Origin of the sequence: Nisaea acidiphila, from assembly GCF_024662015.1 — a bacterium.
Classification (GTDB): Bacteria; Pseudomonadota; Alphaproteobacteria; order Thalassobaculales; family Thalassobaculaceae; genus Nisaea; species Nisaea acidiphila.
This window is the reverse complement of the sequence record NZ_CP102480.1, coordinates 796,230-809,371: the sequence shown is the minus strand read 5'-3', so window position 1 is coordinate 809,371 and position 13,142 is coordinate 796,230. Positions and strand designations below refer to the sequence as shown.

The 13,142-nt window shown below is 62.5% G+C and carries 14 protein-coding genes; 7 read left to right on the top strand and 7 right to left on the bottom strand.

All coding sequences use genetic code 11. The features are described 5' to 3' along the window. Window positions 1-3: 3 nt before the first annotated feature. Window positions 4-1,251, bottom strand: a complete 1,248-nt coding sequence (gene tyrS, locus NUH88_RS03880; RefSeq protein WP_257770082.1) for a tyrosine--tRNA ligase — start codon at window positions 1,249-1,251, stop codon at window positions 4-6. 123 nt (window positions 1,252-1,374) lie between these two features. Between tyrS and NUH88_RS03875 the strand changes: the two genes are divergently transcribed. Next, window positions 1,375-2,487 carry an anhydro-N-acetylmuramic acid kinase gene (locus tag NUH88_RS03875; RefSeq protein ID WP_372743544.1) on the top strand — a complete coding sequence of 371 codons (1,113 nt, stop codon included), beginning with the start codon at window positions 1,375-1,377 and terminating at the stop codon, window positions 2,485-2,487. A 9-nt stretch (window positions 2,488-2,496) separates the two neighbouring features. Here NUH88_RS03875 and NUH88_RS03870 read toward each other — a convergent pair whose 3' ends face one another. After that, window positions 2,497-3,165 (bottom strand): alpha/beta hydrolase, encoded by a 669-nt coding sequence (locus NUH88_RS03870; protein WP_257770080.1) that lies wholly within the window; start codon window positions 3,163-3,165, stop codon window positions 2,497-2,499. Window positions 3,166-3,516: 351 nt separating this feature from the next. On the opposite strand from NUH88_RS03870, the gene NUH88_RS03865 reads away from it, so the two are divergent. The 6 genes from NUH88_RS03865 (at window position 3,517) to mnmA (ending at window position 8,892) form a co-directional block, all read left to right on the top strand. Beyond that, window positions 3,517-3,930 (top strand): RrF2 family transcriptional regulator, encoded by a 414-nt coding sequence (locus NUH88_RS03865; protein ID WP_257770079.1) that lies wholly within the window; start codon window positions 3,517-3,519, stop codon window positions 3,928-3,930. Window positions 3,931-4,003: 73 nt separating this feature from the next. After that, window positions 4,004-5,125, top strand: coding sequence for a cysteine desulfurase family protein (locus NUH88_RS03860; RefSeq protein ID WP_257770078.1), 1,122 nt, complete (start codon window positions 4,004-4,006; stop codon window positions 5,123-5,125). 30 nt (window positions 5,126-5,155) lie between these two features. Beyond that, window positions 5,156-5,476: a ferredoxin family 2Fe-2S iron-sulfur cluster binding protein gene (locus NUH88_RS03855; RefSeq protein WP_257770077.1), complete on the top strand. Its 321-nt coding sequence runs from the start codon at window positions 5,156-5,158 to the stop codon at window positions 5,474-5,476. Continuing rightward, window positions 5,473-6,165 carry a thiaminase II gene (gene tenA / locus NUH88_RS03850; protein ID WP_257770076.1) on the top strand — a complete coding sequence of 231 codons (693 nt, stop codon included), beginning with the start codon at window positions 5,473-5,475 and terminating at the stop codon, window positions 6,163-6,165. The genes NUH88_RS03855 and tenA overlap by 4 nt, the downstream gene beginning before the upstream one ends. Before the next feature lie 109 nt (window positions 6,166-6,274). Next, window positions 6,275-7,606, top strand: a complete 1,332-nt coding sequence (locus NUH88_RS03845) for a methyl-accepting chemotaxis protein (protein WP_257770075.1) — start codon at window positions 6,275-6,277, stop codon at window positions 7,604-7,606. A gap of 125 nt (window positions 7,607-7,731) precedes the next feature. After that, window positions 7,732-8,892 (top strand): tRNA 2-thiouridine(34) synthase MnmA, encoded by a 1,161-nt coding sequence (gene mnmA / locus NUH88_RS03840; RefSeq protein WP_257772132.1) that lies wholly within the window; start codon window positions 7,732-7,734, stop codon window positions 8,890-8,892. Window positions 8,893-8,898: 6 nt separating this feature from the next. Here mnmA and NUH88_RS03835 read toward each other — a convergent pair whose 3' ends face one another. The 5 genes from NUH88_RS03835 to NUH88_RS03815 form a co-directional block, all read right to left on the bottom strand. Next, entirely contained in the window at window positions 8,899-9,480 is a 582-nt protein-coding gene (locus tag NUH88_RS03835) for a YqaA family protein (RefSeq protein WP_257770074.1), read from the bottom strand. A gap of 175 nt (window positions 9,481-9,655) precedes the next feature. Then, the gene (locus tag NUH88_RS03830; RefSeq protein ID WP_257770073.1) at window positions 9,656-10,624 is read right to left on the bottom strand and encodes a metal ABC transporter substrate-binding protein; all 969 of its coding nucleotides are present in this window, start codon (window positions 10,622-10,624) and stop codon (window positions 9,656-9,658) included. Between the two features lie 26 nt (window positions 10,625-10,650). Continuing rightward, complete coding sequence (locus tag NUH88_RS03825; protein WP_257770072.1) at window positions 10,651-11,520, bottom strand: metal ABC transporter permease; 870 nt, start codon at window positions 11,518-11,520, stop codon at window positions 10,651-10,653. Then, window positions 11,517-12,263 carry a zinc ABC transporter ATP-binding protein AztA gene (aztA, locus tag NUH88_RS03820; RefSeq protein WP_257770071.1) on the bottom strand — a complete coding sequence of 249 codons (747 nt, stop codon included), beginning with the start codon at window positions 12,261-12,263 and terminating at the stop codon, window positions 11,517-11,519. Before aztA ends, NUH88_RS03825 begins: the two co-directional genes overlap by 4 nt. Before the next feature lie 297 nt (window positions 12,264-12,560). Then, entirely contained in the window at window positions 12,561-12,986 is a 426-nt protein-coding gene (locus tag NUH88_RS03815) for a Fur family transcriptional regulator (RefSeq protein WP_257770070.1), read from the bottom strand. Between the last annotated feature and the right edge of the window lie 156 nt (window positions 12,987-13,142).

The following is a 13,142-nucleotide window of genomic DNA, read 5'->3' as shown; positions in this document are numbered from 1 at the left end:
CGGTCAGGGTTCCAGCAGGATGTGCTTCTTCTTGCCCGAGGAGAGTTTGATCACGCCGTCGGCAATCGCGTCGGCGCCGAGTTTTAAATTCTCGTCGGAGACAGCCACGTCGTTCACCCGGGCGCCGCCCCCCTTGATCAACCGCCGGGCCTCGCCATTGGTATTGACCAGCCCGGCGATACGAAGCGCATCGACGATCCAGAGGCCATCGTCAAGCTGGCTCTGTTCGATCGGCACCCGCGGCAGGCCTTCGCCGAGCGCCCCCTGTTCGAAGGTCTTGCGCGCCGTCTCGGCCGCCGCCTCGGCTTCGTCCCTGCCATGCAGCAGGGCGGTCGCCTCGTTGGCGAGGATCTTCTTGGCCTCGTTCAGTTCGGCGCCTTCGAGCTTTTCGAGCTTCGCGATCTCCTCCAACGGCATCTCGGTAAAGAGGCGCAGGAACTTGCCGACGTCGGCATCCTCCGTATTGCGCCAGAACTGCCAGTAATCGTAGGGCGAGACGCGGTCACTGTTCAGCCAGACGGCACCCTTCTCCGTCTTGCCCATCTTCTGCCCCGAGGCCGTGGTGAGGAGGGGCGTGGTCAAACCATAGACCGCCTGCTGGTCGACCCGGCGTGTGAGCTCTACGCCGTTGACGATGTTACCCCACTGGTCGGAGCCGCCCATTTGCAGCTGGCAACCGTAGCGCCGGCGCAGCTCGAGAAAGTCGTAGCCCTGCAGGATCATGTAGTTGAACTCGAGAAAGCTCAGCGACTGCTCGCGGTCGAGACGCAGCTTCACGCTGTCGAAGCTCAGCATCCGGTTGACCGAGAAATGCTGTCCGATCTTCCGCAGGAAAGGGATGTATTCGAGGCCGTCGAGCCATTCCGCGTTGTCGCACATGATGGCGTCGCTGGCGTCGTCGCCGAAGGTCAGGAACTTCTGGAAGACCTTCTTGATGCCGTTCTTGTTGTGCTCGATGTCGTCGTCGGACAGCAGCTTGCGGGCCTCGTCCTTGAAGGACGGATCGCCGATCTTACTGGTGCCTCCACCCATCAGAACGATCGGGCGGTGCCCGCTCTTCTGCAGGTGGCGCAGCATCATGATCTGGATAAGGCTGCCGACATGCAGGCTGTCCGCCGTGCAGTCGAAGCCGATATAGGCGGTCACGACCTTGTTGCTCATCAGCTCGTCGAGCGCTTCGGTGTCGGTGCACTGATGCACGAAACCGCGCTCGGTCATGGTCTGCATGAAGCCCGATTTGAACTGGCTCATGGTCGTGTTCCCGGTGAATATGTGTCAAATTCCAAGGCGCGTGGACTTAGCACATGGCCCCGAGGGTCACAACCGGAACCGCTGGGGCGGTCCCAGGCGGCAGGCGTTGCGTGACCGGCAAGGATGTATCGAGTGAGCGATAAGAGGACCTGGAAGGCCATTGGCCTGATGAGCGGGACATCGATGGACGGCGTCGACGCGGCACTGATCGAGAGTGACGGCGAGGGCTCGGTGCGTCGTTGCGGGTTCTACTCGTTGCCTTATTCGGATGCATTCCGGAGCCGTCTGAAAGCGGTTCTGGGTATGCCGGGCGATCACACGGTTCTGGCCCGCGAATTGACGGAGCGTCACGCCGAAGCCGTGGAGGGGCTGTTGCGGGGCGGAGCCTGGCCGCTCGACGATATCGACGTCATCGGCTTTCACGGTCAGACCGTCCTGCACGAGCCGGAAATTCGCCGAACGCTCCAGATCGGCGCGCCGGAGCTGCTCGCGAAGGTCACGGGGCGCCCGGTCGTGTTCGATCTGAGAATTGCCGATGTGGCCGCCGGCGGCGAGGGCGCACCTCTCGTCCCGGTCTATCACCGCGCTCTGACGCGGATGCTGGGAGCGACAGTGGCGGTCCTCAATCTCGGCGGTGTCGCTAACGTGACCTGGATAGACGGAAGCGATGGTGCGGGTCCGGAGGAAATGCTGGCGTTCGATACCGGTCCGGCCAATGCGCTGATCGACGACTTCGTCCGGGAGCGGCGCGGCGCGCGCTGCGATGAAGGCGGGGCGCTTGCCGCGGCAGGACGGGTCGACGGCGACCGGCTCGCTGGGTTGCTCGACGATCCGTATTTCGTCCGCCAGCCGCCGAAAAGCCTCGACCGCGATCATTTCGCGGCGAAGGCTGCCCAAGCGGTGGAGGGGATGACGGACGCGGACGGCGCCGCACTCCTTACCGCGTTCTCGGCGGCCGCGGTCGCCCTGGCAGCGCAATGGTTTCCGCATCCGGTCGAGCGATGGATCGTCTGCGGTGGCGGCCGTCACAACGAGACGCTGATGAAAGAACTTACCGAGCGGCTTGGCGCGCCGGTGATTCCGGCGGACGATCTCGGCTGGGACGGCGACGCGGTCGAGGCCGAGGCTTTCGCGTATCTCGCGATCCGCAGTCTGCAGGGGAAGCCGCTGACATTTCCCGGAACGACCGGCGCACCCGAACCGCTCACGGGCGGAACGCTGCACCGGCCGGGCTGAGGCCGAAGTCTATTTCGACGCTTCCGGGAGCTGCTCGGTCTCGGGCAGGGACTTGTTGAGATAGTCCGTGACCGCCTTCTCGACATCGCCGAGATGCTTGCCGAAATAATGGTCGGCGTTTTTCACCACGACATGGTCGATGGTGATGCCTTTTTGGGTTGAGAGCTTGTCGACCAGCTTCTTCACCGAATCCGGCGGCACGACATCGTCGGAATCGCCGTGCACCATCAGCCCGGAGGACGGGCAGGGGGCGAGGAAGCTGAAGTCGAACATGTTGGCCGGCGGGGCGATGGAGATGAACCCTGTGATCTCCGGCCGGCGCATCAGCAGCTGCATGCCGATCCAGGCGCCGAAGGAGAAACCGCCGATCCAGCAATAGGGCGCGTTGGGGTTGTAGGTCTGCAGCCAATCCAGCGCCGAGGCGGCATCGCTGAGCTCGCCTTCGCCCCGGTCGAACACACCCTGGCTTCTGCCGACGCCACGAAAATTGAACCGTAGGGTCGAGAAGCCGCGGTTGACGAAATTCTGGAACAGGGAATAGACGACCTTGTTGTTCATGGTGCCGCCGTGCTGGGGATGCGGATGCAGCAGCAGGGCTATGGGCGCATTCTCTTTTTTGCTGTGGACATAGCGTCCCTCGAGGCGCCCCTCGGGACCATTCATGATTACTTCAGGCATTCGATCCGTTCCTTAAGGCCGGGCAACAAATCTTCGGTTCCGGGGCAGCGAAAGTGCCACATATTATTTTGTGCGGGCGAACTTTAATTAAATCGCCGCTATCCCGGTTTACTTTCGTTGCGCGTTGGCTGTAATCTCAATCTGACAGTCGGAGTCTGGCTTTAGCTTACTCGGGCTGTAAATTACAAGTGTAGCATTGCAGCTTCCAAACGGAAGCATAGGTCGATGTTCGGAGCGGCCGCATGTAGGCTGCCCTTTGTTACTGAGCGGAAGGGACCTCCGTTCTCTTGCATTGATCGTCGGGCTGGGGACCTGGCGACGGGTAACGTGTTCGGCACGGGGGTCGTAGAAGTGAAATTCAGTACTAAGGGGCGATATGCCGTAATGGCGGTTTGCGATCTTGCGCGACATGACGATGGCCGTCCGGTCTCATTGGCCGAAATCGCATCGCGTCAGAAAATCTCGGTCTCCTATCTTGAGCAGATGTTCGCGCAATTGCGGAAGGCGCGGTTCGTGCGCAGTGTCCGGGGGCCCGGGGGCGGTTACCTGCTGGCCATCGAGCCGGATCAGATCAAGGTTTCCGAGGTAATGACGGCGATCGAACATCCGGTGCGCGGAAACAGCGACGACGATGGCATGTTCGCCTCCCGCGGCTGTTCGGATGACCCTACGAAAGCGCTCTGGGAAGAGGTCGGGCGACAGGTTCTGGGATATCTCGATCAGGTCACCGTCGACGATATCGTCTCGGGGCGCATACCTCACTAGATCCGGAGTTTCTTGACGCGTCTCTTCCGTCTGCCTATCTCGGCTGTGCGTCTGACCGGGATTTGGGACTTTGATGGCTTCGAGAGTCTATGCCGACTACAACGCGACCGCGCCGCTGCGGGAGATGGCCGTGACGGCGATGACCGAAGCGATGCGGGCGGTCGGAAACCCTTCCTCCGTACATGGTCCGGGGCGTGCGGCCAGAGCGTTGATCGAAAAGGCCAGGGCTCAGGTCGGGGCGCTGATCGGCGCTCCCTCGCAAACAATCGTCTTCACGAGCGGCGGCACGGAAGCCTCGGCCCTTGCGCTGAAGGGCTCCGGGCGCCGCCGGATCGTCACCAGCGCCATCGAGCACGAGGCGGTACTCGCCGCGGTACCGGATGCCATCCGCATTCCCGTCGATGCCGAGGGGGTGCTCGATCTCGGCGCGCTCCGCTCCGCTCTGGCGGAAGGCGGTGCCGACACGCTTGTTTCGGTACAATGGGCGAACAATGAGACCGGCGTGCTGCAGCCGATCGAAGATGTCGTTGCTGTAGCGAAGGAGCATGGCGCCCTGGTGCATAGCGACGCGGTTCAGGCGGCGGGCAAGGTTCCTGTCGATGTGATCTCGGCCGGTCTCGATCTGTTGTCGCTTTCGGCGCACAAGATCGGTGGCCCGGCGGGTGTCGGCGCGCTTTTCGTCCGCGAAGGGCTGGATCTGTCGGCGCAGCAGACCGGCGGTGGACAGGAGAAGGGGAGACGGTCCGGAACCGAGAACAAGATCGGGATCGTCGGATTCGGCGCGGCGGCGGCGCAGGCGATGGCCGAGATGGATGACTGGGACCGCGTCAGAGATCTGCGCGACCGTTTTGAGGTCGCGGTCCGGGAAGCGGGGCCAGGCGCCCGGATATTCTCGGCCGACGCGCCGCGTTTGCCGAACACGAGCTGCGTCTCGCTGACCGGCACGCGCGGCGAGACACAGGTGATCTCGCTCGACCTCGCTGGGGTCGCCGTCAGCTCCGGCTCCGCCTGCTCCTCCGGCAAGGTTCGCCGCAGCCATGTTCTCGATGCGATGGATCCGGGTACATCCGATGCGGAGACCGCAATCCGCGTTTCGCTCGGATGGGACAGCACGGACGATGATATAGACAGGCTTGTCGCGGCATGGCGCGGTTTGTACAACCGCGCTGGCGCCGAGACGCAGCGGTCCGCCTGAAAAAGAAACGATGGACGAACGGAGAGAACATTGCCCCGCATGACATTCATCGGCCGCGACGGCACCCCGCAGGAGGTTGACGCGCCGCTCGGTTACACCTTGCTGCAGATCGCGCGCGAGAACGATGTGGATATCGAAGGGGCCTGTGAGGGCTGTCTCGCCTGCGCAACCTGTCATGTCCATGTCGCGGCGGAATGGTACGAAAAACTTCCAGCGCCGAGCGATGACGAGGAAGACATGCTCGATCTCGCCTTCAATCTTTCCGACACCTCCCGTCTCGGCTGCCAGATCCGGATCACGGAGGAGCTGGACGGTCTCGTCGTCACCCTGCCGCCGGACGGAACGGCGTGAGCGCTGACCTCGTCCCGGCCGGGAGTTATCTCGACCGTCTGATTGCCGCCGCCCCGGAGGCCTGGAAGGCCTATACCGGCCACGCGTTCGTTGCCGGCATGGCGGACGGCACGCTGCCCGAGTCGGCCTTCAGGCATTATCTCGGGCAGGATTACCTCTTCCTGATCCATTTCGCCCGGGCCTATGGGCTGGCGGTCTACAAATCGGACCGGTTGGAGGACATGCGGGCGGCGTCAGCCGTCATCAGCGGCATCCTCGATGTCGAGATGGGGCTGCATGTCGAATATTGTGCCGGTTGGGGTCTCACCGAACCGGAGATGGCGGCTTTGCCGGAAGATCCCGCCTGCATGGCCTATACACGCTTCGTGCTGGAGCGCGGCATGGCCGGGGACGTGCTGGATCTGCATGTCGCGCTCGCGCCCTGCGTGGTCGGTTACGGCGTCATAGGGGCCCGCCTTGCCTCCGATCCGGCAACGCAGCGGGACGACAATCCCTATCTTGCCTGGATTGAGATGTATGCCGGCGAAGAATACCAGGATGTCGCCAAGGGAGCCGCGGCGCATCTGGAAGAACTGGCGTCGCGGCGCGGCGGCGAAGCCCGCTTTGCAGAGCTGGCCAGGACGTTCGAGGCAGCAACTATCCTTGAGCGCGATTTCTGGCAAATGGGGCTGGACGCCGTCGCTCGCTGACATCCTATGGGCTGTCTAAAATAGTCGCACTAATATTAATGATATAGCGCCTCTCTTCCTTTGGAGGTAGAGTAGACGTTCTAAAAATCTAATTCATATCAATATATTAATGGCGGGTCTCATCGTGGAAATCCGGATCAAGCATATCGCCTGGCTGGTCATTTTCGGCTTGGTGACGTTCGGCGTGCTCCTTGTGGCGGCTGTCACGGCATTACATGCCGAAATCGGTGCGCTTCAGGAAACCTGGTCTAGCCTGGAAACGAACCCCGAAAACGTGACGCGTCTCGGCGAGGAAATCTCCGCGTTGCGCGACATTATCGGCCTGGCCTTCTGGGGGGTGCCGCCGCTCATGGTGTTTGGTGTGGCGGTGACGGTCTGGGTTTATTTTTTCCGAATCACAAACCCGCTGACCTCGCTTACGGCGACGACATCGGTCCTGGCCGGTGGCGGGACCAACGTCGAGGTCCAGCATACCGGCCGCAAGGACGAGATCGGCGAGCTTGCGCGCGCCATGCTGGTCTTCAAGGAGAATATCAGCCGCGAGAGCGAGGCCCGGGCCGAAAAGGAACGGCTGCAGAAAGAGGAGATTGAGAAGTTCCACCGGGTTTCCAAACTGACGGACGAGTTTGAAGCGGTGATCAAGGCCTTCATGGACGATCTGACCGCGTCGGTCGCCGATTTGCAGCAAACGGCGAAGAACCTGGATCAGGTGGCTGGAACCAATCGGAGCCAGTCCGGGCAGCTCGAAGCTTCCGCCGGGATCGCGACCCAGAGCGTCGAAATGGTCAGTCAGGCTGCGGAGGAGCTCTCCCGGTCGATCCAGAAGGTTACTGAGAGCGTGCAGACCTCAGGCCGGATCGCCGTTCAGGCGGTCGAGAAAGCGCGGAGCGCCGACGAGGCGATCGCCACGCTGGAACACAATTCCCAGAAAATCGGCGAAGTGGTCGGTCTGATCCGCGACATCGCGGAGCAGACCAACTTGTTGGCGCTGAACGCGACGATCGAGGCCGCGCGTGCCGGGGAAGCGGGCAAAGGGTTCGCCGTTGTGGCCAGTGAGGTCAAAAACCTGGCGAACCAGACCTCGAGCGCGACGGGTGAGATCGAGACCCACATTCTCGAGAACCAGGACAACACCCGGAACATTGTCGGTATTATCCGCGAGTTGAGCGACACCATCGACCAGATGGAACAGAACAGCCGCGAAGTCACCGAAACGATGGACGAGCAGGATGAGCAAACAAGGCTCGTCGCGGCGAATACCCGTCAGGCGACGGACAGCGCACACGAGGTCAATAGCGTCGCGGCGAGCCTCGGCAAGTCATCGTCGGATACCCTCGATGTGGCGGACCGGATGGCCGCCGCTTCGGAGACCTTGGACGAACGGGCGCGAATGCTTTTCGGCAAGGTCCAGGCCTTCCTGAGCGACATCAAGGGCACCTGAGCAGACGGACATATCCGCTTCGGACTGACGAGGTTGCCGCTTCCTGCGCGGGGGAGACATGCACCGTGCTCTCTTGCCTGATCCGCCGTTCTTCCTATATTGCGCGCATTATGACCGTCAGAAAGCTGAACTCGCTCGGTATTGCCAAGGCCCCGAAGGACACGCGGGTCGTCGTCGCCATGTCCGGCGGCGTCGACAGTTCCGTGACCGCAGCCCTGATGGCCGAGCAGGGCTATGACGTCGTCGGCATCACGCTGCAGCTCTACGATCACGGCGCGGCGCTCGCCAAGAAAGGCGCCTGCTGCGCCGGTCTTGATATTCATGACGCCCGGAACGTGGCGGACAAACTCGGTTTCCCCCATTACGTGCTCGATTACGAGAGCCGCTTCCGGCAGGAGGTGATCGACGATTTCGCCGACAGCTATCTGCGCGGCGAAACCCCGATCCCCTGCGTGCGCTGCAATCAGACGGTCAAGTTCCGCGACCTGCTGGCGACTGCGAAGGAACTCGAGGCGGACGTGCTCTGTACCGGTCATTACGTGCGCCGGGAAGAGGGAGCCGCCGGTGCCGAACTGCATCGCGCGATCGACCCGCAGAAGGACCAGAGCTATTTCCTCTTCGCGACCACGCGCGAGCAGCTCGACTTCCTCCGTTTTCCGCTCGGCGGGATGGAGAAGGAGGAGACCCGGGAACACGCCCGCCGTTTCGGCCTCGCCATTGCAGACAAGCCGGACAGCCAGGACATCTGCTTCGTGCCGAACGGCCGCTATGCCGAACTGGTCGAGAAGCTGCGCCCCGGCGCGGCGGAGCCGGGTGAAATCGTGCATCTCGACGGCAGCGTGCTCGGCCGGCACGAGGGCATCATCCACTACACCGTCGGCCAGCGGAAAGGCCTCGGCATCGGCGGGCGCCGGGACGAGGGCGGCAATCCGGATACCGAAGCGCTCTATGTCGTGCGGCTCGATCCGGCGAACCGACGGGTCATTGTCGGGCCGCGCGCGGCGCTCGGCCGCGATACCGTCTATGTCGGCGATCTGAACTGGCTCGGCGACGGCCTGCCCGGCGATGAGGGCGTCGCGGTGGAGGTCAAGCTCCGCTCGGCCTCCGCGCCGGCCTCGGCAAAGCTCTACACCGATGCGGACGGACGCGGGCGAGTGCTGCTCGACACGCCCCAGCACGGGATCGCCCGCGGCCAGGCGGCGGTGTTCTATGTGCCGGGCGAGTCCACCCGGGTGCTCGGCGGCGGCTGGATCACCGGCACGGAAGAGCGCGCCGAAGCAGCGTAATCGCGCTCAGCCGAGATACTTCACCAGAGCGAAGCCGCCGACCAGCAGCAGGAAGGCGGCGGTGGTCCAAAGCCCCAGATTTTTCTCGATCGTCTTCTGCACCGCCGGCCCGAAACGCCAGCAAAGCGCCGCGACAAGGTAGAAGCGGATCCCGCGCGCCAGGACCGAGGCGACGGTGAAGATCAGCAGGTCGAGATGGGTAACCCCGCTGGCGATGGTGATGACCTTGTAGGGGAAGGGCGTAACGCCGGCGCCGAACACGATCCAGGCGCCCCACTCGTTGTACTGCGCGGTGAAGGACGCAAACTTCTCCGCATAGCCGTAGAACTCGAGCAGCGGCAGACCGACTGCCTCGTAGAGCAGCGCACCGATGGCATAGCCGGCGAGTCCGCCCAGCACCGAGGCGATGGTGCAAATGCCGGCCGCCTTCCAGGCATTGTTCCGGTCGGCCAGCACCATCGGGATCAGCATGGTGTCCGGCGGGATCGGGAAGACCGAGCTTTCGATGAAGGATATCAGCGCCAGCCAGTAATTCGCACGCCGGTGCGCGGCGGCCCGCATCAGGCGGTCATAGGTCGCTTGCAGCATGTCGTCCCGCTATTTCGCGCCGCCGGATCGGGGCTGTCCGGCACGGATGTATCAGGCGCGGACGGCTGCACGCAAGGGCGCCGCTTGCCGATTGACCGCTCAAGCGGCTTACAGCGCGTACTCTGCCGCGCTATGCGCGCCGGACCTCCCTGTCCGGCGCGCCCGGTCTTCAAGTTCAGGACGTGGAAAGCGCCGCTGCCAATGTGCGGGAATTGTGCCGCATCATTTTGACATAGGTTCCGGCGGGACCGTCCGGTCCGGAGAGTGCGTCGGAGAACAGGGTTCCGCCGATAATTGCCCCGGTCTCTCTCGCGATCTGATCCAGCAGGCGGCCATCGGCAATATTCTCCACGAAAACGGCAGGGATCTGCTCTTCCTTGATCTGGCGGATCAGTGCGGCGACGTCCCCGGCCGAGGCCTCCGACTCGGTACTCATGCCGACAGGGGCGAGAAACCTGATCCCGTATTCATGTGCGAAATAACCAAAGGCATCGTGCGATGTCACGACCTTGCGACGCTCTGCCGGAAGAGAGGCGACGGCGTTGCGGATCCCGGTATCGACCGTGTCCAGTTCGGCGAGAAAGGATTTGGCATTGCTGTCATAGACTGCGGCCCCGTGCGGGTCCATTTCGGTAAGAGCTTTCAACACGTTGCGGACATAGACGCGTGCGTTGGCGATGCTCTGCCATGCGTGGGGATCGAGATCTCCGTGGTGCGCGTCCTCTCTATCCGACGCATGTTTCTCTTTCTGTCCGTCGTCGGAAGCCGCGGCCTCGTCATGCTCTTCCGTACTCTTGAGTGCGGTGAGTCCGGCCGTCGCGACCGCGATTGGACCCTGATATTCGGCTGCCTCCACGAGCCGGTTCAGCCAGCCTTCGAAGCCGAGCCCGTTTACGACGACGAGATCGGCATCGGAGACGGAACGGGCATCTTTCGGGGTCGGCTGGTAGACGTGTGCGTCGCCGTTCGGGCCCACCAGGGTGGTGAGCTCGATCCGGTCTCCTCCGATATTTTTCACGATATCGCCGAGGATGCTGAAGGACGCGACGACTTTTTTCGGCTGCTCTGCCGCCTTGACCATCGGAGCAAGGGCGACGCCGGCCGCGACCAGCGAGGTGAAGAGGATCGTACGTCTGTTAAACACGGGATCTGGTTCCTTTTAGATGTGAGTCAGGCTTCGAGATGGGAATGACCTCGGAGTTTGGTCATTGCAGTGCTGTAGGTGCCCAGGCCGAGCGAGAGCACGTAGAAGAGCCCGGCTGTCAGAATGATGGCCGGACCCGAGGGGAGGCTGAAGTGATAGGAGAGCAGCAGCCCGGCGGCGCCGCTGAAGAAGGCCGCCAATCCGCCGACGAGCAGCAGACCCGCCACTTCGCGCGCCCAGAAGCGTGCCGCGGCCGCGGGCAGGATCATGATCCCGACGGACATCAGCGTGCCGAGCGCATGAAAACCGCCGACCAGATTAAGGACGGCGAGCACGAGAAAGCCATAGTGAGCGAGGGGGCTGAGCGGGCTTACCAAGCGCAGAAAGCCTGGATCGACGCATTCCATCAGCAACGGGCGATAGAAAAGGGCGAGGGCGAAGAGGGTGAAGGTCGAAATCCCCGCCGTCAGGAAAATCGCTTCGTCATCCAGTGCCAGGACTGTGCCGAAGAGCACGTGGAGTAAGTCGATGTTACTGCCGCGCGTCGAGACGATCAGCACGCCGAGTGCCAACGAGATCAGGTAGAAGGCGGCGAGGCTCGCATCTTCGCGTGCGATCGTCGTGCGAGCCACGATCCCGGCCATAATGGCAACGCTCAATCCGGCGATGATTCCACCAATGGTCATGGCGCCGAGAGAAAGGCCGGCGATCAGGTAGCCGATCGCGGCGCCCGGCAGGATAGCGTGCGCCATGGCATCGCCGGTCAGACTCATCCTGCGCAGCGTCAGGAAAACGCCGACAGGAGTGGCACCGAGCGACAGCGCCAGGCATCCGATCAGAGCCCGCCGCATGAAGCCGAATTCGACGAAGGGTGAAAGCAGATGATCGTAGATCATGCGGCTCTACCCCGCGTGCAAATCCCGGCATGCTCGTCAAAGGCCTCGCAGAGTTGGCGCGCTCGCGTCAGATTTCGCTCGGTCAAAACGTCTGCCGATGGGCCGTTTGCGACGAGTTCGCGCGAGAGCAGGATGGTTTGCGGAAAATGTTCGCGAACCTGATCGAAATCATGCAAGACCGCGATAATCGTACGCTTTTCCCCGTGCCAACGCGCGATCAGGCGCAGCAGGTCGGCTGCAGTCTTTTCGTCGATGGCCGCAAATGGCTCGTCCAGCAGGATCAGTGAGGCGTCCTGCAGGAGGAGCCGCGCAAAGAGTGTCCGCTGCATTTGGCCGCCGGAGAGCGAGCCGATGGATCGTTTTTCGAAACCGGCGAGGCCGACCGCGTTCAAGGCCCCCTCGACACGGTGTTTGTCCATGTTCTTCAGCCGGCGAAACGCACCGACCCGGCGCCACAAGCCCATTGCGACCATATCCCAGACGGTGACGGGAAAGCTCCGGTCGATGTCGGACTGTTGAGGAAGATAGGCGATCCGGTTGTGTCCCTGCCCGCATACCGAGATCTTGCCTTCGTACGGGGCGAGGCTTCGTGCGATGCCTTTCAGAAGAGTCGATTTCCCGGCTCCGTTGGGGCCGGTCACGGCGGTTAGCGAACCGGCATCGATGGTCGCGTTCAAATGATGGACGGCCGGGTGCCGGTCGTAGCCGAGCGTTAGGTTTTCGAATGTGAGCGACGGTCCCATGGATTTATCGCAGTGCCCAGATGACGCCGGACCACAGGAGCAATGCGAGAAGGCCGGCGATGCTGAGGCGGGTAAGGGCGCCGAATGTCAGCGCGCTCGCGATCGAGTGCTCGGACCGCGCTTTGAGACGCTGTCTGCTGCGACGGAAGAATGAGGGGCTGAGCACGGTCATCGGGCGGTTTCGCTTTGTGGAGCGTCGAGATCGCTGTCCCAGCGCGCGCAAGATCCGTGGCCGCCGGGTCGAATTGTCTTTGCCGGGTAAGTCGGTAAACGGGATTGCGGGAACAGGGGCTTCGGTCACTGCAGGACCTTTCGTCTCGCGCCTTCGTTACAGTCTATGCAGCTGCCTTTGAGTTCGACGCTTCCGGCCCGAATGTCGAAACCGACATCGCCGGCGATTTCTCGCAGTCGCTTTTCCACGGTGGGGTCCGAATATTCGGAGACCGCGCCGCATTGCTCGCAGATGGCGAAAACGCTGGGGCTGGAATGTGTGGGGCAAGTACAAAGGATATAGGCGTTGAGGGACTCGATCCGGTGCACGACGCCGCGCGCGATGAGCCGGTCAAGCGCGCGATAAACGGTCGTCGGTCCGGATACGCCGTCGCTCCGGAGCCGATCCAGAATTTGATAGGCGGTGAGCGGGCCATTCGCTCGGTTGAGAACGCGCAGGGTCAGGATATCGTTGGTGTCGCGTTTCTTGGGAGTGTGATTGGCGAGACTCATAGGGCACCGGGAGTGGTTTGCGGGTCCAGGGTCGGTTCGATGAAGCAAGAATGTAATGTTATAACATAACATTTGCAATATGCACGATGCCAATAAAGGACTTCCACGTTCCAAAGTATCGGGTGCCGGAAACGGCGTGTAGCACCGCCGCTTGCC

Coding starts and splice junctions, on each gene's coding strand:
- NUH88_RS03875 (WP_372743544.1), top strand. CDS start 1,375: ATGTATCGAGTGAGCGATAAGAGGACCTGGAAGGCCATTGGCCTGATG.
- NUH88_RS03825 (WP_257770072.1), bottom strand. CDS start 11,520: ATGATCTACGATCATCTGCTTTCACCCTTCGTCGAATTCGGCTTCATG.
- NUH88_RS03845 (WP_257770075.1), top strand. CDS start 6,275: ATGGCGGGTCTCATCGTGGAAATCCGGATCAAGCATATCGCCTGGCTG.
- tyrS (WP_257770082.1), bottom strand. CDS start 1,251: ATGAGCCAGTTCAAATCGGGCTTCATGCAGACCATGACCGAGCGCGGT.
- NUH88_RS03860 (WP_257770078.1), top strand. CDS start 4,004: ATGGCTTCGAGAGTCTATGCCGACTACAACGCGACCGCGCCGCTGCGG.
- NUH88_RS03835 (WP_257770074.1), bottom strand. CDS start 9,480: ATGCTGCAAGCGACCTATGACCGCCTGATGCGGGCCGCCGCGCACCGG.
- NUH88_RS03815 (WP_257770070.1), bottom strand. CDS start 12,986: ATGAGTCTCGCCAATCACACTCCCAAGAAACGCGACACCAACGATATC.
- NUH88_RS03870 (WP_257770080.1), bottom strand. CDS start 3,165: ATGCCTGAAGTAATCATGAATGGTCCCGAGGGGCGCCTCGAGGGACGC.
- aztA (WP_257770071.1), bottom strand. CDS start 12,263: ATGGGACCGTCGCTCACATTCGAAAACCTAACGCTCGGCTACGACCGG.